This window comes from Serratia sp. NFX21 (genome assembly GCF_048517035.1).
Taxonomy (GTDB): Bacteria; Pseudomonadota; Gammaproteobacteria; order Enterobacterales; family Enterobacteriaceae; genus Serratia; species Serratia quinivorans.
Genome location: NZ_CP183196.1, coordinates 2,045,592 through 2,071,115 on the forward strand (window position 1 = coordinate 2,045,592; position 25,524 = coordinate 2,071,115).

Annotated in this window: 26 protein-coding genes; 20 read left to right on the plus strand and 6 right to left on the minus strand. The window is 51.4% G+C overall.

Translation table 11 applies throughout. From position 1 onward, the window contains the following. Positions 1–165 precede the first annotated feature (165 nt). Positions 166–1,593, minus strand: a complete 1,428-nt coding sequence (gene phoA, locus ACNT1W_RS09725) for an alkaline phosphatase (protein ID WP_012005961.1) — start codon at positions 1,591–1,593, stop codon at positions 166–168. Positions 1,594–1,730: 137 nt separating this feature from the next. Further along, positions 1,731–2,438 (minus strand): glutathione S-transferase N-terminal domain-containing protein, encoded by a 708-nt coding sequence (locus tag ACNT1W_RS09730; protein ID WP_012005962.1) that lies wholly within the window; start codon positions 2,436–2,438, stop codon positions 1,731–1,733. Positions 2,439–2,616: 178 nt separating this feature from the next. On the opposite strand from ACNT1W_RS09730, the gene ACNT1W_RS09735 reads away from it, so the two are divergent. The 13 genes from ACNT1W_RS09735 (at position 2,617) to ACNT1W_RS09795 (ending at position 13,481) form a co-directional block, all read left to right on the plus strand. After that, positions 2,617–2,964 carry an antibiotic biosynthesis monooxygenase family protein gene (locus ACNT1W_RS09735; RefSeq protein ID WP_017892148.1) on the plus strand — a complete coding sequence of 116 codons (348 nt, stop codon included), beginning with the start codon at positions 2,617–2,619 and terminating at the stop codon, positions 2,962–2,964. 173 nt (positions 2,965–3,137) lie between these two features. Next, a complete protein-coding gene (locus ACNT1W_RS09740; protein WP_419246710.1) occupies positions 3,138–3,632 on the plus strand; it encodes an AAA family ATPase in 495 nt (164 codons plus the stop codon). A 348-nt stretch (positions 3,633–3,980) separates the two neighbouring features. Beyond that, a complete protein-coding gene (locus ACNT1W_RS09745; protein ID WP_419246711.1) occupies positions 3,981–4,790 on the plus strand; it encodes a winged helix-turn-helix domain-containing protein in 810 nt (269 codons plus the stop codon). A gap of 2 nt (positions 4,791–4,792) precedes the next feature. After that, a complete protein-coding gene (locus tag ACNT1W_RS09750; RefSeq protein ID WP_115182911.1) occupies positions 4,793–5,290 on the plus strand; it encodes a hypothetical protein in 498 nt (165 codons plus the stop codon). A 351-nt stretch (positions 5,291–5,641) separates the two neighbouring features. After that, positions 5,642–6,190, plus strand: coding sequence for a fimbrial protein (locus tag ACNT1W_RS09755; protein ID WP_135344484.1), 549 nt, complete (start codon positions 5,642–5,644; stop codon positions 6,188–6,190). A 78-nt stretch (positions 6,191–6,268) separates the two neighbouring features. Beyond that, complete coding sequence (locus tag ACNT1W_RS09760) at positions 6,269–6,775, plus strand: fimbrial protein (protein ID WP_411227533.1); 507 nt, start codon at positions 6,269–6,271, stop codon at positions 6,773–6,775. Between the two features lie 68 nt (positions 6,776–6,843). Next, positions 6,844–9,324, plus strand: a complete 2,481-nt coding sequence (locus ACNT1W_RS09765) for a fimbria/pilus outer membrane usher protein (protein ID WP_148669420.1) — start codon at positions 6,844–6,846, stop codon at positions 9,322–9,324. Positions 9,325–9,339: 15 nt separating this feature from the next. Further along, positions 9,340–10,059 (plus strand): fimbria/pilus periplasmic chaperone, encoded by a 720-nt coding sequence (locus ACNT1W_RS09770; protein ID WP_129939637.1) that lies wholly within the window; start codon positions 9,340–9,342, stop codon positions 10,057–10,059. Between the two features lie 56 nt (positions 10,060–10,115). Then, positions 10,116–10,646, plus strand: coding sequence for a fimbrial protein (locus ACNT1W_RS09775; RefSeq protein ID WP_165366716.1), 531 nt, complete (start codon positions 10,116–10,118; stop codon positions 10,644–10,646). Between the two features lie 34 nt (positions 10,647–10,680). After that, positions 10,681–11,169: a fimbrial protein gene (locus tag ACNT1W_RS09780; protein ID WP_165366717.1), complete on the plus strand. Its 489-nt coding sequence runs from the start codon at positions 10,681–10,683 to the stop codon at positions 11,167–11,169. A 15-nt stretch (positions 11,170–11,184) separates the two neighbouring features. Next, entirely contained in the window at positions 11,185–11,706 is a 522-nt protein-coding gene (locus tag ACNT1W_RS09785) for a fimbrial protein (RefSeq protein WP_129939639.1), read from the plus strand. Positions 11,707–11,777: 71 nt separating this feature from the next. Next, complete coding sequence (locus tag ACNT1W_RS09790; protein WP_189636446.1) at positions 11,778–12,386, plus strand: helix-turn-helix domain-containing protein; 609 nt, start codon at positions 11,778–11,780, stop codon at positions 12,384–12,386. Between the two features lie 72 nt (positions 12,387–12,458). Next, positions 12,459–13,481 (plus strand): fimbrial protein, encoded by a 1,023-nt coding sequence (locus ACNT1W_RS09795; protein WP_419246712.1) that lies wholly within the window; start codon positions 12,459–12,461, stop codon positions 13,479–13,481. A gap of 217 nt (positions 13,482–13,698) precedes the next feature. Here ACNT1W_RS09795 and cynS read toward each other — a convergent pair whose 3' ends face one another. Both cynS and ACNT1W_RS09805 read right to left on the minus strand, forming a co-directional pair. Continuing rightward, the gene (cynS, locus tag ACNT1W_RS09800; RefSeq protein WP_259188166.1) at positions 13,699–14,169 is read right to left on the minus strand and encodes a cyanase; all 471 of its coding nucleotides are present in this window, start codon (positions 14,167–14,169) and stop codon (positions 13,699–13,701) included. Between the two features lie 21 nt (positions 14,170–14,190). Beyond that, positions 14,191–14,844 (minus strand): carbonic anhydrase, encoded by a 654-nt coding sequence (locus tag ACNT1W_RS09805; protein WP_017892151.1) that lies wholly within the window; start codon positions 14,842–14,844, stop codon positions 14,191–14,193. A 114-nt stretch (positions 14,845–14,958) separates the two neighbouring features. Here ACNT1W_RS09805 and cynR point away from each other — a divergent pair, with 114 nt between their 5' ends. From cynR to ACNT1W_RS09820, 3 genes are all read left to right on the plus strand, one after another. Next, the gene (gene cynR / locus ACNT1W_RS09810; RefSeq protein ID WP_259188169.1) at positions 14,959–15,861 is read left to right on the plus strand and encodes a transcriptional regulator CynR; all 903 of its coding nucleotides are present in this window, start codon (positions 14,959–14,961) and stop codon (positions 15,859–15,861) included. A gap of 24 nt (positions 15,862–15,885) precedes the next feature. Then, complete coding sequence (mchS3, locus tag ACNT1W_RS09815; protein ID WP_368453203.1) at positions 15,886–16,302, plus strand: MchS3 family protein; 417 nt, start codon at positions 15,886–15,888, stop codon at positions 16,300–16,302. A 191-nt stretch (positions 16,303–16,493) separates the two neighbouring features. Continuing rightward, positions 16,494–18,086 (plus strand): ABC-F family ATPase, encoded by a 1,593-nt coding sequence (locus ACNT1W_RS09820; protein ID WP_026142274.1) that lies wholly within the window; start codon positions 16,494–16,496, stop codon positions 18,084–18,086. 56 nt (positions 18,087–18,142) lie between these two features. Here the strand turns inward: ACNT1W_RS09820 and moeB are convergent, their stop codons facing one another. Both moeB and moeA read right to left on the minus strand, forming a co-directional pair. After that, complete coding sequence (moeB, locus tag ACNT1W_RS09825; protein WP_153857433.1) at positions 18,143–18,898, minus strand: molybdopterin-synthase adenylyltransferase MoeB; 756 nt, start codon at positions 18,896–18,898, stop codon at positions 18,143–18,145. Between the two features lie 2 nt (positions 18,899–18,900). Next, positions 18,901–20,139, minus strand: a complete 1,239-nt coding sequence (gene moeA, locus ACNT1W_RS09830; RefSeq protein ID WP_419246713.1) for a molybdopterin molybdotransferase MoeA — start codon at positions 20,137–20,139, stop codon at positions 18,901–18,903. 94 nt (positions 20,140–20,233) lie between these two features. Between moeA and ACNT1W_RS09835 the strand changes: the two genes are divergently transcribed. The 4 genes from ACNT1W_RS09835 (at position 20,234) to gsiB (ending at position 25,517) form a co-directional block, all read left to right on the plus strand. Continuing rightward, a complete protein-coding gene (locus ACNT1W_RS09835) occupies positions 20,234–20,770 on the plus strand; it encodes a DUF924 family protein (RefSeq protein WP_135344477.1) in 537 nt (178 codons plus the stop codon). 344 nt (positions 20,771–21,114) lie between these two features. Then, a complete protein-coding gene (locus tag ACNT1W_RS09840; RefSeq protein ID WP_112362689.1) occupies positions 21,115–22,059 on the plus strand; it encodes an isoaspartyl peptidase/L-asparaginase family protein in 945 nt (314 codons plus the stop codon). 18 nt (positions 22,060–22,077) lie between these two features. Then, positions 22,078–23,955 carry a dipeptide ABC transporter ATP-binding protein gene (locus tag ACNT1W_RS09845; protein ID WP_419246714.1) on the plus strand — a complete coding sequence of 626 codons (1,878 nt, stop codon included), beginning with the start codon at positions 22,078–22,080 and terminating at the stop codon, positions 23,953–23,955. 23 nt (positions 23,956–23,978) lie between these two features. Then, a complete protein-coding gene (gsiB, locus tag ACNT1W_RS09850; RefSeq protein ID WP_012005984.1) occupies positions 23,979–25,517 on the plus strand; it encodes a glutathione ABC transporter substrate-binding protein GsiB in 1,539 nt (512 codons plus the stop codon). Positions 25,518–25,524 lie beyond the last annotated feature (7 nt).

Consider the following 25,524-nt stretch of genomic DNA (forward strand, 5'->3'; position numbering starts at 1 on the left):
TTGGCTGGGTTTACATTGGTTTCTCAACGGGTGGGACAGAGAATTATTGCGGTAAGTACGAGCTCTTCAATATAGCAGTTTTGGGCGAAGCGGTGAAAACCCTATTCATCACTTGCAAGAGCAGGGACGAATAGGGTCGGCTTAATCAGTTACCAGGTTATTAACTTACTTAATCGCCATCGCATCACGCATGGTATAGAACAGATCCGTCTGATCGGTCAGGCCAACCACGTTGGCGGCATGTGGGCCGTAAGCTGCCACCCGCAATTGAGTCCCGGTGTGCCCCTGCGAATCTTCTTCTGAGTTGCCGTAGCTGATGGTCATCGGTGCGCCATCTTTGGTGGTCAGCGTTTGCGTCAGGCCTGGGGCCTTGGCTTCGGCGGCGATAATCTGGCTGGAATGGGCATGGTCGGCGGTGACTATCACCAGGGTGTTGCCATCTGCGCGGGCGAATGCCAGGGCTTTCTGAACCGCTTCATCCAGATCGACGGTCTCGCCAAACTGGCCGCACGGGTTGGCAGCATGATCCTGTTTGTCGATCGACGCGCCTTCAATCTGCAGGAAGAAGCCGTTTTGGTTGGTTTTCAGCAGGTCGATGGCTTTTTCAGTCATCGCCGCCAGCGTCGGGATATCCGCAGTGCGTGCCGGATTATTTTCACAGGTCACCGCAGGCTGGTCGATATTGCCGTGATAAGTGGCTTTCGGCCCTTGCCAGCGCACTGGCATATTACCGGCGGCAAACAGCCCGAGCAGGGGTTTCTGCTGGTTGGCCACGCTGACGGCGTTCAGGGCATCGAGGTTTTCGACCCACTGATAACCCAGAGCGGCTGCCTGTTCTTTTAGCGATTTTCCCTGCCATTCGCCGCTTTTTGCCAGCTGATTAAAGGATTTTGCCCCACCGCCCAGCGTGACGTCGGCGCGAGCCTTCAGCAACTGCTCACTGATGGAGCCACGGCCGCCGTTTTCCAGCGCGTTGGTGGCACATTTTTCGCTGGTTTCTTCTGGGCCGTAACATTTGCGCGAGGTGACATGGGAAATTTGCGCCGCCGGCGTGGCGTCCTGCAGTTCGGCGGTGGACACATTCCCGGTGGCTTTACCCGCCGCCTTGGCGATTTCCAGCAGTGTCGGCTGGTCTTTGCCATTGACGTCAACGCCCAGCGCGCCGTTATAGGTTTTTACACCGGTTGACCATGCGGTCGCCGAGGCGGCGGAGTCGGTGACGTAATCCGGTTTGTGGGTTTTCTTGTCCAGTGAGTAATGGGTGTATTGACCGGTCAGCGGCAGGGCATCAATGCCTTTAAAATAGCCGCCCGCCCCTTCGGCGTAGTTACGCGCCGAGGTGATTTCCGAATCACCCATGCCATCGCCGATCAATAAAATCACGTTTTTGACCGTTTTGTCAGACAAAGAAGCCTTCAACGCGGCCGTTTGATCGCCACTCAACCGGCGTGCGCCACCGGGCTCCACGATGTTGCCGCGTGCCGCACGTTCGTAAAGGCTGGCGGTATTGACCGGGGTTTCATCGGCGAAGGCGGCGGAACAGAGTAAGGCGGATAACACGGCGCCGGCGATCAAAGAAACTGGCTGCAGCATGGGAAAGCTCCTTGTCGTAATAAAAAAATATAAATAGCATCAGTTTGTTACGCAGGGAGAGTAGTGCAGAGGTGTGACACTTTTATGACGGTAATTGGGGATAAAAGGATAGCCGGGCGGCTATCCCAGGCTATCCATTATTCGCTGCGGGCGGGAATATTCAGGCCGCGTTGTACTGCCGGACGGGCCAGACCGCGCTCCAGCCATTGCCCTACCCGCGGGAAACTATCGAACTCGACCAACTCACGGGCTTCATAAAAGCCGATCAGGTTACGTACCCAGCCCAGCAATGAAATATCGGCGATGCTGTAATCCTGCCCCATGATCCAGTCACGGCCTTCAAGCCGGGTTTCCAGCACGCCGAGCAGGCGTTTGGATTCATTTTTATAGCGTTCCAGCGGACGTTTATCCTCATATTCGCGACCGGCGAATTTGTGGAAGAAGCCGACTTGACCGAACATCGGGCCCACCGCCGCCATCTGGAAAAATACCCACTGGATGGTTTCGTAGCGCAGGGCAGGATCCTGCGGCAGAAACTTGCCGCTTTTTTCCGCCAGGTACAGCAGGATAGCGCCGGATTCAAACAGCGCCAGCGGCTTACCGTCCGGGCCGTTGGGATCGATGATCGAGGGGATCTTGCCGTTCGGGTTCAGTGACAGAAATTCCGGCGTCCAGGTTTCGTTGTTGCCGATATCGATCAGGTGCGGTTCATAAGCCAGACCTATTTCTTCCAGCATGATGGAGACCTTGACACCGTTGGGCGTTGGCAATGAGTAAAGTTGTAGTCTTTCCGGGTGCTGAGCGGGCCAGCGTTTGACGATCGGAAATTGGGTTTGGTCGAGCATGACGAGTCCTCGGGTTGACGGTTTGCGTATTGAGTATTGCACCAAAACTAACCTGTTGTGAGGTTAAACCGTGAGGTCAAAATGTGCTTTCAGCGCTTTCTTCCCGGCGGCAATTAGACGAAGCATGGCAACAGGGTTCGCGTTAGGATAGGTGATATCCCTCTGACAGGAGCTTCCTATGATTGCCGTTATTTTTGAATTGCAGGCCGCCGACGGCCAGCGCGAAACCTATCTTGAATTGGCGGCCGAATTGAAGCCACTGTTGGCAGAAATTGACGGGTTTATTTCCATTGAACGCTTCCAAAGCCTGGCCGATCCGCAGCGGCTGCTGTCACTGTCTTTTTGGCGTGATGAAGCCGCAGTGCAGCAGTGGCGGAACATCGAACAGCACCGCGCCGCACAAAAGCGTGGTCGCCATGGGGTATTGGCACAGTACCGCCTGCGGGTGGCGGAGGTGGTACGGGATTATGGTCTGGATCAGCGGGATCAGGTGCCGCAGGACAGCCGCGGCTATCACGCCGATTGACATCCCCTGGGGTTTATCTTATTGATAACAGATGAACAGAAACCGTTTTGCATTCGCGCAGATTATTATCACCATTCACAGAGTGGTGGGATAGCGCGTCTGTTTTAAGCGAAACCCCGCCAGTCAGGCGGGGCAAAAGGTCCTCCGACTGGCAATATCCCCAGGAGGCACTTATGAAGAACCATCCCCCCGCCGTTTTACACTTGATGTGCGGTAAAGCCGGTTCCGGCAAGTCGACGTTGGCAAAGAACCTTTCGCAGCAACCCCACACATTGTTACTGGCTGAAGACAGTTGGCTGGCGACATTGTATGAACAGCAGATGACGACTCTGCAAGACTACGTGCGTTATTCAGCCCGACTGCGCCAAGCGTTGAGTGAGCATATTGTACAACTGTTGGGTCATGGGCTGTCGGTGGTGTTGGATTTTCCGATGAATACGCCCGATCGGCGGCTGTGGGCAAGGCAATTAGCCGAGCTGGCTGGCGTTGAGCACTGTCTGCATTTTATCGATGTTAGTGATGCGTTATGCAAAAGCCGGATAAAGCTCAGAAATGAGCAGGGCGACCATCCATTTGTACTTAGTGAGGCGGAATTCGATTTACTCACGCTATATTTTGTCGCTCCAGCACAGGAGGAACGACTGACCATTGCCAGATACGGTGAGTGAATACGTTTGGGATTGAAACGTTATGGCGGTGTTGCAGGAGCACGCCGTCTTAATTTTTTATTCATTGACTGAAAACTCATCATTTTGATTTATTTATCGGAAAAAACACTATTTTCCAATGCGTATAAGACGTTTTAGAGTGGTTTTTAATTATTTGTTTTTTATGTTAATAACAGCGAGTTATTGTTTTTTTATATGATTGATTTTAGTTATATTTGTAATGTAAGTGATGGTTTTTTGGTGAATGACTAAGAATTTTCCTATGAAATTATTGATTAATCTATGGCTATATTTTATTCTATATGTGTATAAGTTAAATTCTTAAATTAATAATATAGAAGAATGCACATGAGCAGTAAAATTATCTTAAATCATCGTATCATCTACGATAAAAGCTCAGGTTCTCTGAAAGATATCGAGAAGAAGTATGATGAGATTATTCTTACCACGCCTGCAAATAATTGTTTGTTAATTCTATTAAACAATAAACCTGAAATTACTACGCAGAAAGAACTGTTTGAAGAGGTGTGGGAAAAATACGGCATTCCTATTAATGCGAATACGCTGTATCAAAATATAGCAATGATACGAAAGGCATTTAGGCAGTTAGGTATTGAGGACGATATTATTGTTACCATACCCAGACGCGGGATGCTGGTGGCAGAGACGGTTGTTATTACTGACTATGTTGAGAGTCAGGATAAGGTCACCGATCACGGGGAGTTGCAGGTCAATACCACGCTGTATGATCATACCCCTGGAAAACCAGATGACTTGGACAATAAATCGTTGCATTATAAGATTAAAAAGATAGGTGCTGTTTTATTCTCTTTCACATTATTTTTTTCTCTTATCGCTATATCTGCTAATTGTATCTACCAAGAATATCTCAAAACAAAAAGTAGATTATATCATTACTCGTATTGGCGAGACTATAATCAATGCCAGTTATACGTTGATGACTACTTCAGAAAAAAAGTGAAGAGTAATGGAGGAGGGATTCCCTTCAATGCTGAATTGCATTGTGACAATAAAGAACGCGTATATATATCACTCTATGTTGGATTGCCACGAGAGTCTTTCTTTATCTGTGATGGTGACATTTTGAATGAAGGAACAAAATGCAAATCAAGATATCGTTATTTTATTGAGAGTTAATAATGAAAAGAAAATTGTTTTTTCTTATTTATGTCGTTTTGTTGGTGTTAACTGCTATTGCTTATGTCTATTATATTGATTATAAGAATAAAAGACAGCTCCAGGATAGTATTAGTTGTTACTCACAGATTCAATATGATTATGTCTCGGATAAAAAGACTGTTGTAATACAGGCTGGAATATTCTTCTTTTTGTCTAACGGACATGGTGTTATTTCTTATAGCGGAACGCTAACCGATCAAGATGATGTCTATACGTTAAGGCGAGATGCTGAAGTTAATTACAAGGTGAAAAATGACAACTCATTTTTTATTGTTACAAAGAAGCTCAGTATCGCCCCTTTTGATACTCTTCCTACGGCTTTGGCTAAAAAATACCTCTACGGCTATCTGAGAGAGGAGAAGGGTTGGACGAATATGAGTATTCAGCGTAATGGCGAAAATGGATATCTTATCTCAACGAATCCTCTTCCTCAACTTTTGTGCCATTTTGCCAAGTAGGACCGATCTCGCTCGTTATTATTAATATCTACAATTCTTTATTTTAGGCCGCACATCATTCAGCTTGTGCGGCCTTTTTTTGACGTCTTAAATAGCATTAGATAGTTATTTAAGATGGTTTTATTATTCTTATGTTATTGATTTAATTGTTTTTTATATATCTTGTCTTATTTTTTGTTTTTTAAGCATACTTCATTTAAATGTTCGCTTGTTAGATGGTTAATATACTCCCCATCGCAACCTTGTAGGTAATTATCATAGTTGTGATGTATTCGCTGAGTAAGGTGGTGTAGTAACTGCGTAACTTAGAAAATTAAGATTTAAATCAAAATTAACTGAATGGAAATAGTTATGAAGATGAATAAAATTGTATTGGCGATGGTAATGGCTTCAGGTATTGCTACGTTTGGCGCGGTTGCTGCGGATGAGCCGGTTAAAGCTACCGATCAGGGTAGCGGTAACATTACCTTTACGGGTTCCATTATTGATGCACCATGTTCAATTACGCCTGAGAGCTCTAATCAAACTGTAGATCTTGGCCAGGTATCGAATTCGTTGTTGGCAAAAGCGGGAACTTCTACGCCACGCAATTTTACCATTGATTTAGAAAAATGTGATACCACGACGAAGAAAAACGTCATCATCACCTTCGGTGGTTCTAAAGATAGTGTGAATGATAAGTTGCTGGGGATTACCGGTACAGCTAAAGGTGCTGGTGTTGCCTTAACCGACGGTAGCGGTACTCAAATTACGCTGGGTGAAGCTTCTGCTGCTCGTGGTTTGTTGGCGGGTAATAACAAGCTGAATTTCTCTGCTTATCTGCAGGGCAATAAAATTGATGGGACCGTAACGCCGGGTGAATTTACCAGCGTTGCCAACTTTACGCTGGCTTACCCTTAATAGACCCGAAGCATAGGGGTTATACCCTATGCTTCGTTTTTATATCAATGAACTGGCTGATATTAACAGTGGGTTACCATGATGAAACTAACCCAGGTTCTGTTGTTTGCGTCTTTGTTTTACGTTAATACGGCTGTATGGGCGCAGGGCACGGTTAAACTAATGGGAGCCATCCTTGAGTCTGCATGTGCAATATCTCCTGATAATGTCTATCAAACGGTTGAACTGGGAACTATTCCGCTAAAAACGCTTGAGCGAAATGGTATCAGCCAGGCCTATCCATTTAAAATAAAGCTGATTAATTGCCTTTTTTCCGATGATGTCGATGGTGGACAGAAATCAATGGAAGTCACCTTTGGCGGTTTCGGTTATGGATATTCTGATACTTTGGCAGACAGTGGGTTTACTCTAATGGTAAGAGACGGGAACGGTCATCAGATCACACCAGGGATCCCTGTGTCCGATATTCCTATTCATAAGGGAGAGATGATACTGAAATACAGTATTTTTTTAGTGGCTAATGGAAAACAAGTGATCGCAGGGAACTATTACGCAACCATAAATATTTTAGTTAGCTATCGATAATTAGCGCTTTTCCCTTAAAAGTAATCTTATGCATATTTAAGAGCGGGCTTTTATTTCTGGATTGAATTATGAATGGAATCAATAAGATTACTCTGGCGATTTGTCTGTCACTCTTGGGGTTCAGTAAATTATCGCAAGCAATAGAATTCAACCTCGACGTATTAGATTCTGAAGATAGAAGTAACGTCGATTTGACGCGTTTCTCGCAGGCAGGCTATGTGATGCCGGGCAATTATATTATGGCCGTTTATCTTAACGAGCAGAATATTGCCGATCGTGAGCAAACAATCCCATTTTATGCTGACAAGAAAGTTGCCAATACCACCAAGCTCTGCTTTCCCGCCGGGCTGGTCGAACGATTGGGCCTGACGGAAGCGGCTCTCGGCAAAGTTATCTTTTGGCATCAGGAAGAGTGCGCGGATTTCTCTGCATTGAAGGGGTTGATGCTGAAGGGAGACATCGCAAGCGGTACGCTATACATCAGCGCGCCTCAGGCCTTTCTGGAGTACAACGATCCCAATTGGTTACCGCCGTCTCGTTGGGACAATGGCATTCCGGGGATGCTGCTGGATTATAGCTTTAATGCCTCAGCCAGCAGGGTACATCAGGGGGGGACATCAAAAAATGCCAGCCTGAGTGGGACCGCGGGGGTAAACAGTGGGCCTTGGCGACTGCGGGGCGACTATCAGGGGAGCTATGAATTCTCTTCTTCAACGCGTAAGGCTCAGCACAATTTTGACTGGAGCCGCTGGTACGCATACCGGGCGATACCTCGGCTAGATGCAACACTGACGTTGGGTGAAAACTACTTTTATTCGGATATTTTTGACTCATTTCGTTTTACCGGGGTGGGCCTGGCAAGTGATGAACGCATGTTGCCGCCTAACCTGCGTGGTTATGCTCCTGAGGTCCGCGGTATTGCCAAAACCAACGCCACGGTGACGGTTTCACAACAAGGGCGGGTGATTTATGAAACTACCGTTGCATCGGGACCGTTTCGCATACGGGATTTGAACCGTGCTGTCAGTGGCAGGCTGGATGTGCAAGTGAGTGAACAAGATGGCAGCAGGCAAACCTTTACTGTCGATACCGCCAATGTGCCTTATCTGACGCGGCCAGGAACGGTGCGCTATAAAACCGCAGTGGGCCGCCCTTCTACCTATCAGCATCATATAGAAGGACCCTTATTCGGCAGCGCCGAGTTTTCGTGGGGCGTGGCCAACAATTGGTCTCTTTATGGCGGTGGTGTTGGTGCAGATAATTACCAGGCATTCTCGATCGGGTTAGGGCGCAATTTATTTATGCTTGGGGCGCTGTCGTTCGATGCTACCCAGTCGATCGCCAGGTTGCCGGGGCAGGCGGACGAAAAAAAAGGCAAGTCCTACCGTCTCAGCTATTCCAAGCGGTTTGATGAGTTTGATAGTGAGGTTACGTTTGCCGGATATCGTTTTTCTGAACGCAATTTTATGTCGATGGGGCAATATTTGGATGCCCGCTTTGGGGGGAATACCGTCGCGCACAGCAAAGAGATGTATACCATTAGCGCCAATAAGAGCTTTACGGATCTCCAACTGAGCCTGTACGCCACTTATACCCATCAAAGCTATTGGGACCGCCAGCCGGAGGACAGCTACAGTCTATCGGTAAGTCGTTACTTTGATTTCATGAGCCACAAAAGTCTCTCGCTAAATGTGTCGGCCAGCCGCAGTCAGTATCAGCAACGTTATAACGATACGGTTTATGTCAGCCTGTCAGTGCCGTTGGATAGCGGCAAGAGTTTGGGGTACAGCGGACAGAGCTCGAATAATCGCTTAAATCAGGCGCTGAGTTATACCAATAACGTCGACATTAATAATAACTATCGGGTTTCTGCAGGGGTCAATAACCTGGGGCGACAAGAGGCCACACAGGTCAATGGCTATTACACCCACCGAGGTGAAAACGCAGAAATCAGCCTGAATGCGGCTTACTACCAAAATAGTACCACCTCTGCCGGGCTCTCCATGCAAGGTGGGTTAACTGCGACGACGAAAGGTGCGGCACTGCATCCTGTGGGAATTAACGGTGGTACTCGGTTGATGCTTAGCACCGAGGGCATTTCTGGTGTTCCGATAGAAGGGGGCGCAGTTCGCAGCAACCGTTTCGGGATCGCAGTCTTGGGGAACGTGAATAGTTATTACCGCACTGACATCAGTGTAGATATTAATCAGCTTGCTGATGACGTTGAGGTCAGTAAAGGCGTTGTGGAATCGACGTTAACGGAAGGGGCCATTGGCTATCGACGTTTTTCCTTGCTGAAAGGCGAAAAAGCGATGTCGGTCATAGTGTTGCCGGAGGGCAAACATCCCCCCTTTGGTGCGAGCGTGATGAATACCAAAGGACGAGAGCTGGCCATAGTAAGTGACGGTGGCCTGACCTATTTATCGGGTATCAATGCAGGAGAATCACTCATTGTGAACTGGAATGGCAATAAACAATGTCAGGTGTCGTTACCCAATAAAATACCGACCCAAGGGAATTTATTATTACCCTGCCAATATATTAAGTAATCAAGAGAAGACGCTATGAGTAAATTAGGTTTCATAATACTGGTTGTTCTGAATATTACATCGATTAATTCGGCATTTTCCGCGATTGCACTTGATCGTACCCGGGTGATTTATGAGGGTGGCAGCAAAGCCATTAGTCTAAATATCAGTAACGAAAATAAGCAATTGCCATATTTGGCTCAGGCATGGATTGAAGATCAGGAGCAGCAGAAAGTTGCAGGGCCGTTAATCGTCACTCCACCAATTCAGCGCCTTGAGCCGGGGGCGAAAAGTATGGTGAGAATTTCGACGTTGCCAGAGGCTAAAGCATTGCCACAGGATCGCGAAACATTGTTCTATTTTAATTTACGCGAAATTCCTCCGCGCAGTGATAAACCCAATGTGATGCAAATCGCCTTGCAGACCAAAGTGAAGCTGTTTTATCGCCCTGCATCCATTGTGACTAAACCAGGTGCAGTCTGGCAAAACCAGTTGGTGCTGCATAAAACCGCGACGGGTTACCAGATTGGAAACCCGACACCTTACTACATCACCGTGACGGGGATTGCAGCGCGGGCAAAAGGGCGTGAAGACAACGGCTTTGTGCCGGTAACTCTGGCGCCGAAAAGCCGTACCGACGTGAAATCAACAGTCTTTGACACGCCTGTTGTCACCTATATCAACGACTACGGTGGCCGCCCTGAACTGGCATTTACCTGTGTACAGCAGCGCTGTAGCGTCAATGGTACACAGTGATGAGAGCCTTGGTTTGCCTAAAGTGGGGAGTGGTGAGTCTCTTGGGGAGTTGGTCTGTGTTTACGTTGGCAGAGAGCCAGACCCAGGTGGACGGCACGTTTGCCTCATTGGTAGTGAAAGGCACTCTCGTTGAATCAGCCTGTACGCTGGATATGGTTTCTGAAGATCAAACCGTCAGTATGGAGGGCATAGCCCGTCATACCTTAAGCCGGTTTGCTGACGAAGCTGCACCCGTCGCTTTCCATTTATGGCTACGTGATTGCGGACGTTGGGGTGGAGGTACTCGCGACGCGACGCATGGCAATAACCTGACGTGGGTGCCAGGCCAGCAAACGGTGTCTATCACCTTTAGCAGTGAGCAACAGCAGAGAGGGCTGGTGGCGGTAAAAGGTCAGGCCCGAGGATTGGCTTTGCGGCTTGAGGATGAACAACATCGTCAGTTACGGCCAGGGGGGCGGAGCCAGGCTCAGATATTAACGCCGGGTGATAACCGCTTAACCTTTTACGTTATCCCGCAGCGTACAGCCGATCCCCTGACTACCGGGGCTTTTTACGCGGCCGTTAATTTTCAATTGAATTATGACTAGCCAGTCCGTGATCTCGCGTGTTAGTGGAGGCTATATGTTACGTAAATCTTTGGCTGCGGCCCCCTTATTCCTGGTGCTTTGCGTATCGCAGATACAGGCTGACGGTGGAACGGCTATGAATTTCAAGGGGCGCATTTTCGAACCCGCCTGTGAATTTAACGGTGGCAAAACCATTGATGTCAATTTTGGTAAGGTGGGGATTAAAAAGGTAGACGGCGTGAAATATTCACAATTCACCGTGGTCAATCTAAATTGTAAAGAAAGCCTGGGTAAAAAACTACGTTTGCAGCTGCAAGGCGAAGCCACAGTTGGTGGGGGGAATATATTGACCACCAATATAGCCAACCTGGGTATTGCTATCCAGGATGCCAACGGGGGGCCGATTTTTTTAAACCGTTTTTTTGATGCGGTAGACCAAAAGACGTTCAGCTTTATTGCAGTGCCAGTAAAAAAGGATACGGCAATCCCTTTGGGGACAGGGCAGTTCAATGCCGTTGCAACGTTGGTATCAAGCTATTTCTAAGTGGAAGAGAGCAGGATGTATTATCGTGTGGTGTTAATTTTCTGTCTGTTATTAGGGGGGGGGCGGACTCCCGCGGCACAGGATTATAATATATCTCTACATGGCGAATTGGTTGAAGAACCCTGTACGCTAAGTATGGTATCGGTTAATCAGACCGTTAAATTAGGTAATGTCATTAAGAATACGCTTTATCTACATCAACGTACGCATAGCTATAATTTCTCCATTGAATTGGAGGATTGTGATATTAGCATGGGGAGCAGCGTTGAGATCGGTTTCAATGGCATTGAGGACTTGCAACAGCCTGGTTTGCTTGCAGTAAACGGGATGGCAAAAGGTATCGCGATAGGATTAGAAACCGAGAAGGGAAAACGGCTGGAGATAAACAAGACGATTGAATCTTATTTACTCCATGACGGCACTCGTTCTTTGAATTTTGGCGCTTATGTCAGTGCATCAGAAACTGCAATTGAACACCAAGGGATTGTTGAGGGTGATTTTACCGCGAACGTGGCATTTACCTTGTATTATCCTTGATTATAAATAATAAAAACTGCTGTGGAGTTATTCCAGACTTTAGCTTTGTTGAGGGAATTATGCTGGGGATAATGATAAAGGATAATAATGCCGCCTATGCATTGGGGCTGCGACTTGGTTTGGAGCAAGCGTTTTCTTCATGCGCACAGACGGTTAAATATTTTGATTTTGCCGATGACGCATGGTGCTGCGATATTATATTTCAACAAATCGATCCAGGAACAGATTGCTTACTGGCAACACCTTATATCCAGCAGGGTTTCAAGGGCATTTTTTTCCCCATTGTGGAGCGTGATACAAATGAGAAAGGGAAAAATGAGGTATGCGAATGCTTAAGGCACTTTCCTATCATATTCAGAGATGAACCTTTAGGCACGGTGGTAGATAGAGTGGTTCGTCAACTGGAGTGTCGTGACAGAGTGAAACATGTTGAGCATGACAGTATCATGACGAAATCATGCTGCGTTTGTGGCAGGCTTAGACTTTCTACGAATGAAATGAAAGTGATTAAGCTGCTGTCTAAAGAGTATTCACTGACACGGATATCTTATGTTTTAAAGAAAAGTGTAAAAACCGTTTTTACGCAGAAAAAATCAGCAATGAAAAAGCTCAACCTGAAAAGTAACCAGGAACTCTATTCGTTCATTATTAATAACAAAGAAATGATTGGGTTGTTTTAATATGATAAAAGGATGTGGTTTATTATCAGTAATACCTTCATTAAAATTTTATAAAAATAGATAAGGGCGACTATGATTCTGAAAATGATACTTGCTGTATTACTTCTGCTACCAACAGTGGTTAACGCTAGCCAAATCCCAAAGACCTGTTGGCCAACGAGTGGTAATAATAATTTCAACGTTACGCTTACCAATGGGGTTTTTTCGAGCAGTAAGGCGGGTGCAACGGCAAAATTTAGTTACAGTGGTGTGCCACTTGATTATTCTGTAACCTGTTGGATAGACTATGAATTACATCCGATTACTGGGCTGGCACCTGCTATTGATTGGTATTTTCAGTCCAAGACGAATTTTCCACCATCAGAATTCGGCGGTGGTTTTTATAAGTTTAATGAAGATATTGACGTAAAAATGTCTACCAGTTCGCTGTTGCTTCATGAAATTCCTAACGAAACCGGCTCCTGGGGAGGAAGAAACGATACGGTACCTGTTGGAATTCAATCATTTTACTCACAGTTTGCTAGCCGAAGATGGGTCAATACCGTGACACTGCGTTTGCGACGCGATCAGCTAGGTGGCATGGTGATAATCCCAGCCAATATAGAATTATTCCGGGCTTATCAAGTACCATGGCGTAATAGTGTTTTTGGTAATACCCCTGTCATGAGTGTCTCGACAACAGGGCAATTTATTCCGGTCCCCCTAGTGTGTACCATTAATAACGGTGCCGCGATTGAGGTGGACTTTGGCGATCTTGATAATACACAGATCAGTAGTGATGGGAGTCGTTATGTCAAAATCGTCCCGCTGCAATACCGTTGCAACACGGCGGTGACGCAAAATATTGATATTAATCTTATTGCGACCCCAGCGGCTTTCTCGTCAGAGTTTATCGCCACCACGCTGCCTGATGACATTGGGGTAGCAGTCAGATATAACGGCCAAATGGTGAAACCGAACCAGAAATTTGCTACCAAGTTACTCAACGGTGTTGGGCAAGATGAGTTACAGGTGGCTCCGGTGATCAGGGATGTGACTAAGGCGATTACCGGCAGTTTCACAGCATCTGCTACCTTGGTCATGACGATGCACTGATTGGCGCCAGGCAGTTGTTTGCCGTATGAACCGGGATGAAATTCAGCGTCTGTCATCAGACGCTGAATTGAGAGTACTGACAAACCCTCACCGGACATGCTGAATTAATATTAATAATCAATGAATTAGCAAGTGTTGGTGCGTTTTTTTTACCGAATCAGCAATATTGCCACTTTAGTCATCAATGTTAATTCAGCTTACTTTGTGGCTTAACGACTTAGAAGGGCTTAGTCGGCAGGTACTTACCGTCGAGGGTGATCACCGCGCGTTCGCCACCCTCTGGATCCGGCACTTTTTTGATATCCAGCTTGAAGTTGATCGCGCTGATAATGCCGTCGCCAAACTGCTCATGCACCAGGGCTTTCAGCGTGGAGCCGTAGATTTGCACCATTTCGTAGAAACGATAAATGGTCGGGTCGGTCGGCACGCCGCCGGGGATGCTGCCGCGCAGCGGAATGGTTTGCAACAAGCGAATGGCATCTTCATCCAGATCCAGCTTCTCTGCCACCACGCGGGCGGCCTGTTCCGGCAGCGGATGCTGGCCCAGCAGGGCGGCGGTGACGAACGCCAGACTCAGGCCAGTACCCTGGTTAATCGCTTCGAAGGTCAGGTTTTTGCGGATCTTGGCCATCATAATGGTGTCGGTCAGGGTTTCGCGCGGGGATGAGTAGTGCAGTGACTGAGTCATATTGTTTCCTTATAAATGAAATTAAAAGCGAGATACGGCAGGGGTTGCCGTGACCTCAGGATTGGTTGCCAGCGGAATAAAACGGCGGGTTTCGCCATCCAGTGCTTCAATACCGCCGCTGGCGATGTCATACACCCAACCGTGCAGTTTCAACCGGCCTTGTTCAAGCGCCAGTGCCACCGACGGGTGGGTCTTGATATTGTTCAGCTGTGCGATGACGTTCTCACGCACCATCGAACTGACTTTCTCACTTTCGGATGCATGCTGATAAGCCTGATTGACCACCTTGGCGGAGTCGGCATAGCGCAGCCAGTTAGCCACGGTCGGCATATGTTGCAGACACTGGCAGGTGGCGATGGCGGTCATTGCGCCACAGTCGGAATGTCCGCAGATCACGATATCTTCAACGCCGAGTGCAGAGACGGCATATTCTACTGATGCGGAGACGCCACCCGGCTCCGGGCCGAACGAAGGCACGATATTGCCGGCATTGCGGATCACGAACAGGTCGCCCGGTTCGCGCTGGGTAATCAGTTCCGGTACCAGGCGGCTGTCGGAACAGGAGATAAACAGGGTGCGTGGGCTCTGCTGGGTCGCCAGCCGCTGGAACAGTGCCGTGCGTTCGACAAACGCCTCACGCTGGAACTTCAAAAAGCCTTCAATAACCTCTTTCATACTGCCTCCATCTGGGTGCTGTTAAGCGATGGACATATCTTGCGCCGCTCTGGCTATAGGGTCTAAGACCCATTTATAATGATCACTATAGGAATTACTAATAGTAGGGGCGCTATGCTGTTGCGACATATTCGTTATTTTCTGGCCGTTGCCGAGCAGGGCAACTTCACCCGCGCTGCCGAAGTGCTGCACGTTTCGCAGCCCACGCTGTCACAGCAAATCAAACAGCTGGAGGAAACGCTGGGTACGCCGCTGTTGGATCGCAGTGGCCGAACCGTGCGCCTGACCGATGCCGGTGCGGCCTGGATGCGCTATGCCCGCCGGGCATTACAGGATCTGGACGAAGGTGCGCGCGCGATCCATGATGTGGCGACGCTGGAGCGTGGCAATCTGAGGTTGGCAATGACGCCGACCTTTAGCGCCTACCTGGTTGGCCCGGTTATCGATGCCTTTTATCGGCGTTATCCGGGGATATCGCTAAGTATTCAAGAAATGACTCAGGACAGAATCGAGGCGTTGCTGGCGGAGGATCAGCTGGATTTGGGTATTGCTTTCGGCCAGGCGCAGTCACCAGATATCGAGGCCAACGACCTGTTTAGTGAATCGTTGAATATGGTGGTTGGCGCAGATCATCTTTTGGCCCAACGGCAACATCCTTTGACGGCGGAAGAGCTTGAACGGCAACCCCTGGCTTTACTGAGCGAAGATTTTGCTACCCGTCAGTTCATCGACGGTTATTGTCGCCAGCAGAGTATTTGCCCATGGGTGGCGGTAGAAGCCAATGCGATTGGTGCTATCCTCGAGATTGTGCGCCGTGGTCAGCTTGCCACCATTCTACCGGCGGCGATCGCCCAGGCGGATCCGCAGTTGCGGTCGGTACAACTTGCCGTTGCCCTGCCAGCGCGTCGGGCGGTATTACTGCAACGCAAAAGCGCTTACCGCAGCGCGGCATCGCAGGCGTTTGTTGCGGTTTTACATCAGCAGGCTTTTATGTCGACACATGCCAACCCGGTATAAAACCGCTTGAATAGAGAAATTTTTATGAAAATGATTTTGCGCGTTGTGACTTTGCTTGTTGTTTCTTTCTGTTCCCTCTCCGGCTACGCCGCTGAGCAAAGCCGCGAAGAGACAGAAAATGTTTTATCCAAAGTCAGCGATTTCTCTTTGGGAATGAATGGGTTTGTTGGTATTGGCAGCGTTGGCGAGACCGAGCTAATAAGAATCCTAACCTATCAGGATGCGGGGGACATTTTCTTGCGTATTGCCAAAAATCCGCAGGCAACGCCAGAAGCCAAACTTTATGCTGCCTGTGGCTTAAAAAAACTAAATAACAATAACGGCGAAGCCGATTTCGCCCAAGAGTGGGATAAACAGGTTTCGGTATTGAAAGGGGATATTTTAAGGACAGAAAAGTTTAAAGAGGTCTATTTCAATATCTTAAAACATGGCTGCTGGTGAATGTATTAATTCCCCTTCAATCCGCCGGATGGGATTTACTGCCTCCGGCCTCAAGGCTCCGCGCAGTGTCTGGCTTTTTCTGCCACCGCACCATTGCTCAAATTGTCACCAAAACTTCCCGCGATCTCTTATCCTCGTTATGGCATAATGCGCGCCAAATCACATTCCTAATGATATGAAGAGCGAGCGCTGTGTTAAGCACTAACAACATTACTATGCAGTTTGGCAGTAAGCCGCTGTTTGAAAACATCTCTGTAAAATTTGGTGGCGGTAACCGCTATGGTTTGATCGGGGCCAACGGCTGCGGCAAATCCACCTTTATGAAAATCCTGGGCGGCGATCTGGTACCGAGCGGCGGCAACGTGTTCCTCGATCCGAACGAGCGTCTGGGTAAACTGCGTCAGGATCAGTTCGCTTTTGAGCAATACAGCGTGCTGGACACCGTTATCATGGGCCACCATGAACTGTGGGCAGTGAAAGAAGAGCGTGACCGTATTTACGCTATGGCCGAAATGAGCGAAGAAGACGGCTATAAAGTGGCCGATCTGGAAGTGGCTTACGGCGAAATGGACGGTTATACCGCCGAAGCGCGTGCCGGCGAGCTGCTGCTCGGTGTTGGCATCCCGGTCGAACAGCATTATGGCCCGATGAGCGAAATCGCGCCGGGCTTCAAGCTGCGTGTGTTGCTGGCACAGGCCCTGTTCTCCGATCCGGAAATCCTGCTGCTCGACGAACCGACGAACAACCTGGACATCGATACCATTCGCTGGCTGGAGCAGGTGCTTAACGAGCGTAACAGCACCATGGTTATCATTTCGCACGACCGTCACTTCCTGAACATGGTGTGTACTCACATGGCGGATCTGGACTACGGCGAACTGCGCGTGTATCCGGGCAACTATGACGAATACATGACGGCGGCCACGCAATCGCGTGAACGTCTGATGGCGGATAACGCCAAGAAGAAGGCACAGATTAACGAACTGCAGTCGTTCGTCAGCCGCTTCAGCGCCAACGCCTCCAAATCCAAACAGGCCACTTCACGCGCCCGCCAGATAGACAAAATCCAGCTGGAAGAAGTGAAGGCTTCAAGCCGCCAGAACCCGTTCATCCGTTTCGATCAGGACAAAAAACTGTTCCGTAACGCACTGGAAGTGGAAGCGCTGACCAAAGGCTTCGACAACGGTCCACTGTTCAGCAAGCTCAACCTGATGGTTGAAGTGGGCGAGAAAGTGGCGGTGCTGGGCCCGAACGGTGTCGGTAAGTCTACCTTGCTGAAAACCCTGGTTGGCGATGCACAGCCGGACAGCGGCAGCGTGAAATGGTCTGAAAACGCCAAGATCGGTTACTACGCGCAGGATCACGAATACGAGTTCGATGACACCCTGACGGTATTCGACTGGATGAGCCAGTGGAAGCAGGAAAAAGACGACGAGCAGGCCGTTCGCAGCGTGCTGGGGCGTTTGCTGTTTAGCCAGGACGACATCAAGAAGAAAGTTAAGGTGCTGTCTGGTGGTGAAAAGGGCCGTATGCTGTTCGGCAAGCTGATGATGCAGCGCCCTAACATCCTGATTATGGATGAACCGACTAACCACCTGGATATGGAATCCATTGAGTCGCTGAACATGGCGTTGGAAATGTACGAAGGCACCCTGATCTTCGTTTCCCACGACCGTGAGTTCGTTAGCTCGCTGGCGACCCGCGTACTGGAAATGACGCCGACCAAGGTTATCGACTTTACCGGCAACTACGAAGACTATCTGCGTAGCCAGGGTATCGTGTAACTTCTGTTACGGCATTAAAAAGGCGGGAGCTAATATTCCCGCCTTTTTTGTGTCTGCTATTCCCCGCCACACACCTCGCACTGCGGATCCTTCGGCAGCTTCATCTCACGGAACTGCATGGTCATGGCGTCAAACATCAGCAGTTTGCCGGTAAGCGGCTGGCCGTATTGCGTCAGCAGTTTGATGGCCTCGATAGCCTGCAGAGTGCCGATGGTGCCCACCAGCGGTGCCATCACACCGGCCTCGACGCAGGTCAGGGCGTTGTCGCCGAATAACCGGCTCAGGCAGCGGTAGCAAGGTTCATTGGCCTGGTAAGTGAAGACGCTGAGTTGCCCTTCCATACGGATCGCCGCGCCGGACACCAGCGGTTTGCGCTGCGCATGGCACAGGCGATTGAGCAGATCGCGCGTTGCCACGTTGTCGGTACAGTCCAGCACCAGATCGTTGGCGGCAATCTGTGCCGCCATCTGTTCATCGTCCAGTTGCCCGTCAACGGCATCAATATGGATATGCGGATTGATGGCGCTCAGTTCGATACGCGCCGAATCAACCTTCGCCATGCCAATGCGCGCGTCGCGGTGCAGGATCTGGCGTTGCAGGTTGGAGAGCGAAACGGTGTCGAAATCAACCAGCGTCAGATGACCCACCCCTGCGGCAGCCAAATAGGGCGCTGCGGCGCAACCCAAGCCACCCAGGCCGACAATCAGCACCCGTGCGGCTTTCAGCTTTTCCTGACCGTCGAAGTCGAAACCACGCAGGATAATCTGGCGGTTATAGCGCAATGCTTCGGCATCGGTTAATTCCGGCAGCATGCTTAGCTCCTCAGCAGGGCGTTGAAAGGCTCAATTTCCACCTTTTCACCCACTGCTACGGAACCGCGATCGCGCTCCAGTACGATAAAACAGTTACCCTGGCTGAATGAACTGAACACGTGCGAGCCTTGATGGCCGGTGCTGCTGACTTCCAACTCGCCATGGGCGTTACTGCTGAATACGCCGCGCTGGAAGTCGAGACGGCCCGGTGCTTTCTTAAACGGCGTCAATGCGCGTGCTTGCAGACGCGGTGGCAACTGCCAGTCGCTGTGGCCGGCCAGTTTTGCCAGCAGTGGTTGCACCAGTTGGTAGAAGGTCAGGGCGGCAGAAACCGGGTTGCCCGGCAGGCCACAGAACCAGGCGTGTTTCAGCTTGCCGAAGGCAAAAGGCTTACCCGGTTTGATCGCCAGCTTCCAGAAGCTGACTTCGCCCAGTTCATCCAGCATCTGCTTGGTGTAGTCGGCTTCACCGACCGAAACGCCACCGCTGCTGATCACCACGTCGGCCTGACTGTCCGCCTGCTCGAAAGCGGCGCGCAGCGCTTCTTGATTGTCGCGGATAATGCCCAGATCGATCACCTCGCAGCCCAGCTGTTCCAGCATCAGGCGCACCGCAAAGCGATTGGTATCGTAGATTTGCCCAGCCTGTAACGGCTGGCCGACCGGTTGTAACTCGTCACCGGTGGAAAACACCGCGACTTTCAGTTTGCGCATCACCTGGACTTCGGCAACGCCGAGCGAGGCCAGCAGCGGCAATTGCGCGGCACCCAGCCTGATGCCTGCGGCTAACACACCTGCGCCCTGGCGAATATCTTCCCCGGCCAGACGAATATTTTGCCCGGCCTGTACTTCGGCCGTAAAGCGCACGCCTGCATCACTCAGCTCGGCCTGCTCCTGCATGATCACCGCTTCGGCACCGACCGGGACAGGGGCGCCGGTCATAATGCGTATGCAGGTATTGGCCGGCCAGTTGCCATCAAATGGCGCACCGGCAAAGGCTTTGCCCGCCACCGGCAACGGCGCATTGGCTTGCAAATCGGCCAGGCGCACGGCGTAACCGTCCATAGCCGAATTGGCGAACGGCGGCACGTCAATCGGCGAAATGACCGGTGCGGCGGTAATGCGGCCTGCGGCGGCGGTCAGGGCAATGGATTCGGTCTGCTGCAGGGGGGAGAGCTGGCTGAGCATCTTCTCCAGCGCCTGCTCCAGGGAAATGAGATCGGAAGTATGGCAATGATCCATCGGGGGAACTCCGTAATCAGGGTGCGCGATAAATAGCGGCAATGTGGGGGTATTATGAAGGATGCTATGCTGATGTAAACAACAGGAGGCAGTGATGCACAGACAGGTATTAGACTTTTGGTTTGACGAGATCGAACCGGCTTTGTGGTTCAAAAAGGATGATGAATTCGATCGCCTGCTGCATACGCGCTTTGGCCAGATCTGGCACGCCGCCGCCGCCGGGGAGTTGGCGCACTGGCGAGAAACCATTGAGGGGCGACTGGCGGAGGTGATTGTGCTCGACCAGTTCAGCCGCAACCTGTTCCGTGGCACGCCGCGTTCATTTGCCAGCGATTGCATGGCGCTGGTATTGGCGCAAGAAGCGATCCGCAGCGGGCAGTGTGAGCAACTCAGTAAAGAACAACGGGGCTTTCTCTATTTGCCGTTTATGCATTCGGAATCGGCGCTGATCCATCAGCAGGCGCTGGCGTTGTATACCGAGCTGGATAATGGCGACCAGTTGGAGTTTGAATTGCGGCATAAGGCCATTATTGACCGTTTTGGCCGCTACCCGCACCGTAATGCAATATTAGGTCGTGTCTCAACCGCGGAAGAAGAGGCATTTCTGTTGCTGCCGGGTTCCGGGTTCTAAATATTATCATCTGCGTTCAGCCTGCTAAAAAACAGCAGGTTGAACCTGTGAAAGTTAAATGTTCAGAGCTATCGGTTATTTCTCAGGATAATAGTTGTCTATCCCCTCGCTGCTTTTACCAAAAATCCCAATCGTTATTTATGGCTTTTTTATGCTGTTATAACTCTCTGTTTTTATTCCATTAAGCTATTTCAATGTGCGAAATAATCTAAGCGAACTACGCTGAATGCTGAGCGTTGACTTAATGCTTTACATAGAATGCAGGGCTAAATATAGTCGGGAAAAGAAAAAATAATTAATTATCAGCCCGGAAGGGTACGGGATTAACACAGGGTGTCAGGCATATGAGCAAACCAGTGATTGCCATTCATGGCGGCGCGGGCGCAATTACCCGCTCGGCGCTGAGTGCGGAAAAGGAACAGGAGTATATCCAGGCGTTATCCGGCATTGTTGCCGCAGGTCAGCAGATCCTGGCCCAGGGCGGCAACGCATTGGATGCGGTGACCGAAGCCGTGCGCTTGCTGGAAGAGTGCCCGTTATTTAATGCCGGCAAAGGCTCGGTGTTTACTCATCAGGGTACCCATGAGCTGGACGCCTGCGTGATGGACGGGCGCACCTGTGATGCCGGTGCGGTGGCGGGCGTCAGCCGGATACGCAACCCGATACTGGCCGCACGCGCGGTGCTGGAAAACAGCCAGCATGTGTTGTTTGCCGGTGAGGGGGCGGAGAAGTTCGCCGCGGCCCACGGTCTTGAAATGGTTACCCCCGATTTCTTCTTTACCCAACAACGTTTTGACCAGTTGCACCGCGCTCAGGCGGAGCAGGGACGAGTATTGCTCGATCACGATGGCGCTGAGCCGATCGATCCCGACAGGAAGTTCGGTACCGTCGGTGCGGTGGCGCTGGATGCTTTGGGCAATTTGGCGGCGGCGACATCGACCGGTGGCATGACCAACAAACAGGCCGGTCGGGTGGGCGATACCCCGATCATCGGCGCCGGCTGTTATGCCAACAATGCCACCGTGGCGGTGTCCAGCACCGGTACCGGCGAAATATTCATGCGTGGCGTATCGGCCTATGACGTTTCCGCGCTGATGGAATACGCCGGCCTCAGCCTGCAGCAGGCCAGCGACCGGGTGGTAATGGAAAAACTGCTGGCGATGGGCGGTAGCGGCGGCATGATTGCCATCGACAGCCAGGGCAACGTGGCGCTGCCGTTTAACAGCGAGGGGATGTACCGCGGTTTTGGTTATGTCGGCGATGCGCCGTCCGTAGGGATTTATCGCTAACCGTAACCAGGAGGGTGCATGACCGAGACCTTAATGTCGCCCATGGCCGAGTCGGGGTTGTGGCTACCGCCGCAGCGCGTACTGTCGGTGCGCGATCTGAGCGTTCAATTTCAACAACAGGGCGAGACCCTGGATGCGGTGCGCAACCTGTCATTCGATCTCGATCGCGGTGAAACGCTGGCGATCGTCGGTGAATCCGGTTCGGGCAAGTCTGTCACTTCTCTGGCATTGATGCGGCTGGTCGAACAGGGCGGTGGCAACATCGTCAGCGGCACCATGCCTTTTCGTCGGCGAAACGGCGAGGTGCTCGATTTGGCTCGTGCCCATCAGGGTACGCTACGCAGGGTGCGCGGCGCCGATATGGCGATGATCTTTCAGGAGCCGATGACTTCGCTGAACCCGGTGTTTCCGGTGGGCGAGCAGATCGCCGAATCTCTGCGCCTGCACCAGGCGATGGACCATCGGGCCGCCAAACAGGCCGCCTTGCAGATGCTTGATCTGGTGCGTATTCCCGAAGCCAAAGACGTGCTTAACCGCTATCCGCATCAGCTGTCTGGCGGTATGCGCCAGCGAGTGATGATCGCCATGGCACTGTCTTGCAAGCCGGCGCTATTGATTGCCGACGAACCTACAACCGCATTGGACGTCACCATTCAGGCGCAGATCCTGCAGCTCATCCGCGTGCTGCAGCAGGAAATGCAGATGGGGGTGATTTTCATCACCCACGACATGGGCGTGGTGGCAGAAATTGCCGACCGGGTATTGGTGATGCGTCAGGGGGAACGGGTGGAGCAGGGGCCGGTGCGCGAGCTGTTTGCCGCCCCGCAACAGCCCTATACCCAAGCATTGCTGGCCGCGGTACCAAAACTCGGTTCGATGGCGACCCAGGACTTTCCGGCCAAATTCCCGCTGCCGAACGGTGCGGACAATGGCGGGCCGCAGGATACCGTCCCGCCCGGTGCGGCGCCGATCCTGCGGGTGGAGAATTTGGTGACGCGCTTTGATCTGCGTAGCGGCATCCTCAACCGGGTTACCCGCCGGGTGCACGCGGTGGAAAACGTCAGTTTTGACCTCTACCCCGGCGAAACTTTGGGGCTGGTGGGGGAATCCGGCTGCGGCAAGTCCACCACTGGTCGTTCCTTGCTGAAGCTGGTGGATAGCCAGCGCGGCACCATTACCTTTGACGGCCGCCAGATTAATCAGTTGAAAGGCCCGGCGTTGCAGCACCTGCGGCGGGATATCCAGTTTATCTTCCAGGATCCTTACGCTTCGCTCGACCCGCGTCTGACCGTCGGCTTTTCGATTATGGAGCCCTTGCTGGTGCATAACGTGGCGCGCGGCAAGGCGGCGCAAGAGCGGGTCGATTGGCTGCTGGAACGCGTCGGGCTGAAACCCGAACACGCACGTCGTTACCCGCATGAGTTTTCCGGCGGGCAGCGGCAGCGTATCTGCATTGCGCGCGCCCTGGCACTCAATCCTAAAGTGGTGATCGCCGACGAATCGGTGTCGGCGCTCGACGTGTCGATTCAGGCGCAAATCGTCAATCTGCTGCTCGATTTACAGCGGGAGCTTGGCATTGCCTTTCTGTTTATTTCCCATGATATGGCGGTGGTGGAGCGCATCAGTCACCGCGTTGCGGTGATGTACCTCGGGCAGATTGTCGAAATTGGCCCGCGCCGCGCCGTGTTTGATAACCCGCAGCATGCCTACACCCGCAAGCTGATGGCGGCCGTGCCGGTGGCCGATCCGGCCCATGCGCATAAACGCCAGCCGCTGCTGGTCGATGAAATTCCCAGCCCGATCCGCGCGCTGGGCGATGAACCCGTTACCGCACCGCTGGTGCAGGTTGGCCCCGGGCACTTTGTTGCCCGTCATCCGATCGCCGGTGCCTTTTAATGACCTCAGGAGATGCAAGCACCATGAAGCACACATTCAAACGTAAGGCATTGGCGGCCGTCGTGCTGTTGGCGGCAGTGGGCGCAGGCCCGGCCTGGGCGGCGAAAGATGCGGTGATCGCCGTCGCATCCAACTTCACCACGCTTGACCCCTATGATGCCAACGACACGCTGTCGCAGGCCGTGGCCAAATCTTTCTATCAGGGCCTGTTCGGTTTCGACAAGGACATGAAGCTGGTGAACGTGCTGGCGGACAGCTATGAGGTGAGTCCGGATGGCCTGACTTACACCGTCAAACTGCATCCGGGGGTGAAATTTCATGACGGTACCGAGTTTAACGCCGAAGCGGTGAAGGTGAACCTGGATCGCGCCAGCAACCCGGACAACCACCTCAAACGTTACAACCTGTTCAAAATGATCGATAAAACCGAGGTGGTAGATGCTACTACGGTGAAAATCGTGCTGAAAGCGCCATTCTCGGCGTTTATCAACAACCTGGCGCACCCGGCGGCGGTGATCATTTCCCCGGCGGCGCTAAAGCAGTATGGCAAAGAGATTGGTTTCCATCCGGTGGGCACCGGCCCTTATCAGTTTGTGACCTGGAACCAGACCGATTTCGTTAAGGTGAAGAAGTTTGACGGCTATTGGAAGCCGGGGTTACCGAAGCTCGACAGCATCACCTGGCGCCCGATCGTCGATAACAATACCCGTGCGGCGATGCTGCAGACCGGCGAGGCCACTTTTGCCTTCCCGATCCCTTATGAGCAGGCCAAGGTGCTGGAAGGTAATGCCAAGCTTGATCTGGTGGCTGCGCCGTCGATTCTGCAACGCTATATCAGCCTGAATGTCACCCAGAAGCCGTTTGATAACCTGAAAGTACGCCAGGCGCTGAACTACGCCATCAACAAAGATGCGCTGATCAAGGTAGCGTTCGCCGGCTACGCGGTACCGGCAGAAGGCCCGGTGCCGCCGGCGATTGACTTCGCCACGCGTTATAAGCCCTGGCCATACGATCCGGCCAAAGCACGCGAGTTGCTGAAGGAGGCCGGTTATCCGAACGGTTTCACTACCACTTTATGGTCGTCTCATAACCACAGTACCGCGCAGAAGGTGCTGCAGTTTGCCCAACAGCAGTTGGCGCAGGTTGGGGTGAAAGTGACGCTGACCGCGATGGATGCCGGTCAGCGTGCGGCACAGGTGGAAAGCGTTGGGGTGAAAGACACCGGTGTGCGCATGTTCTATACCGGCTGGTCCGCGTCGACCGGCGAGGCGGACTGGGCGCTGTCACCGCTGTTCTCTACTCAGGCGGCACCTCCCAAGCAGTTCAACACCGCGTTCTACAGTAACCCGCAGGTGGACAAGGATCTGACCGGCGCGCTGGCGACCACCGATCGCGCCGAAAAGCAGAAGTTGTACAAGGACGCGCAGGATCGTATCTGGGCTGATGCGCCATGGATCTTCCTGGCAACCGAACGCCTGCTGTCGGCCAATAACAAGCAGCTGAGCGGTTTCTATGTGATGCCGGATACCTCGTTCAACTTTGATAACGCTGACCTTAAATAAGGCGCCA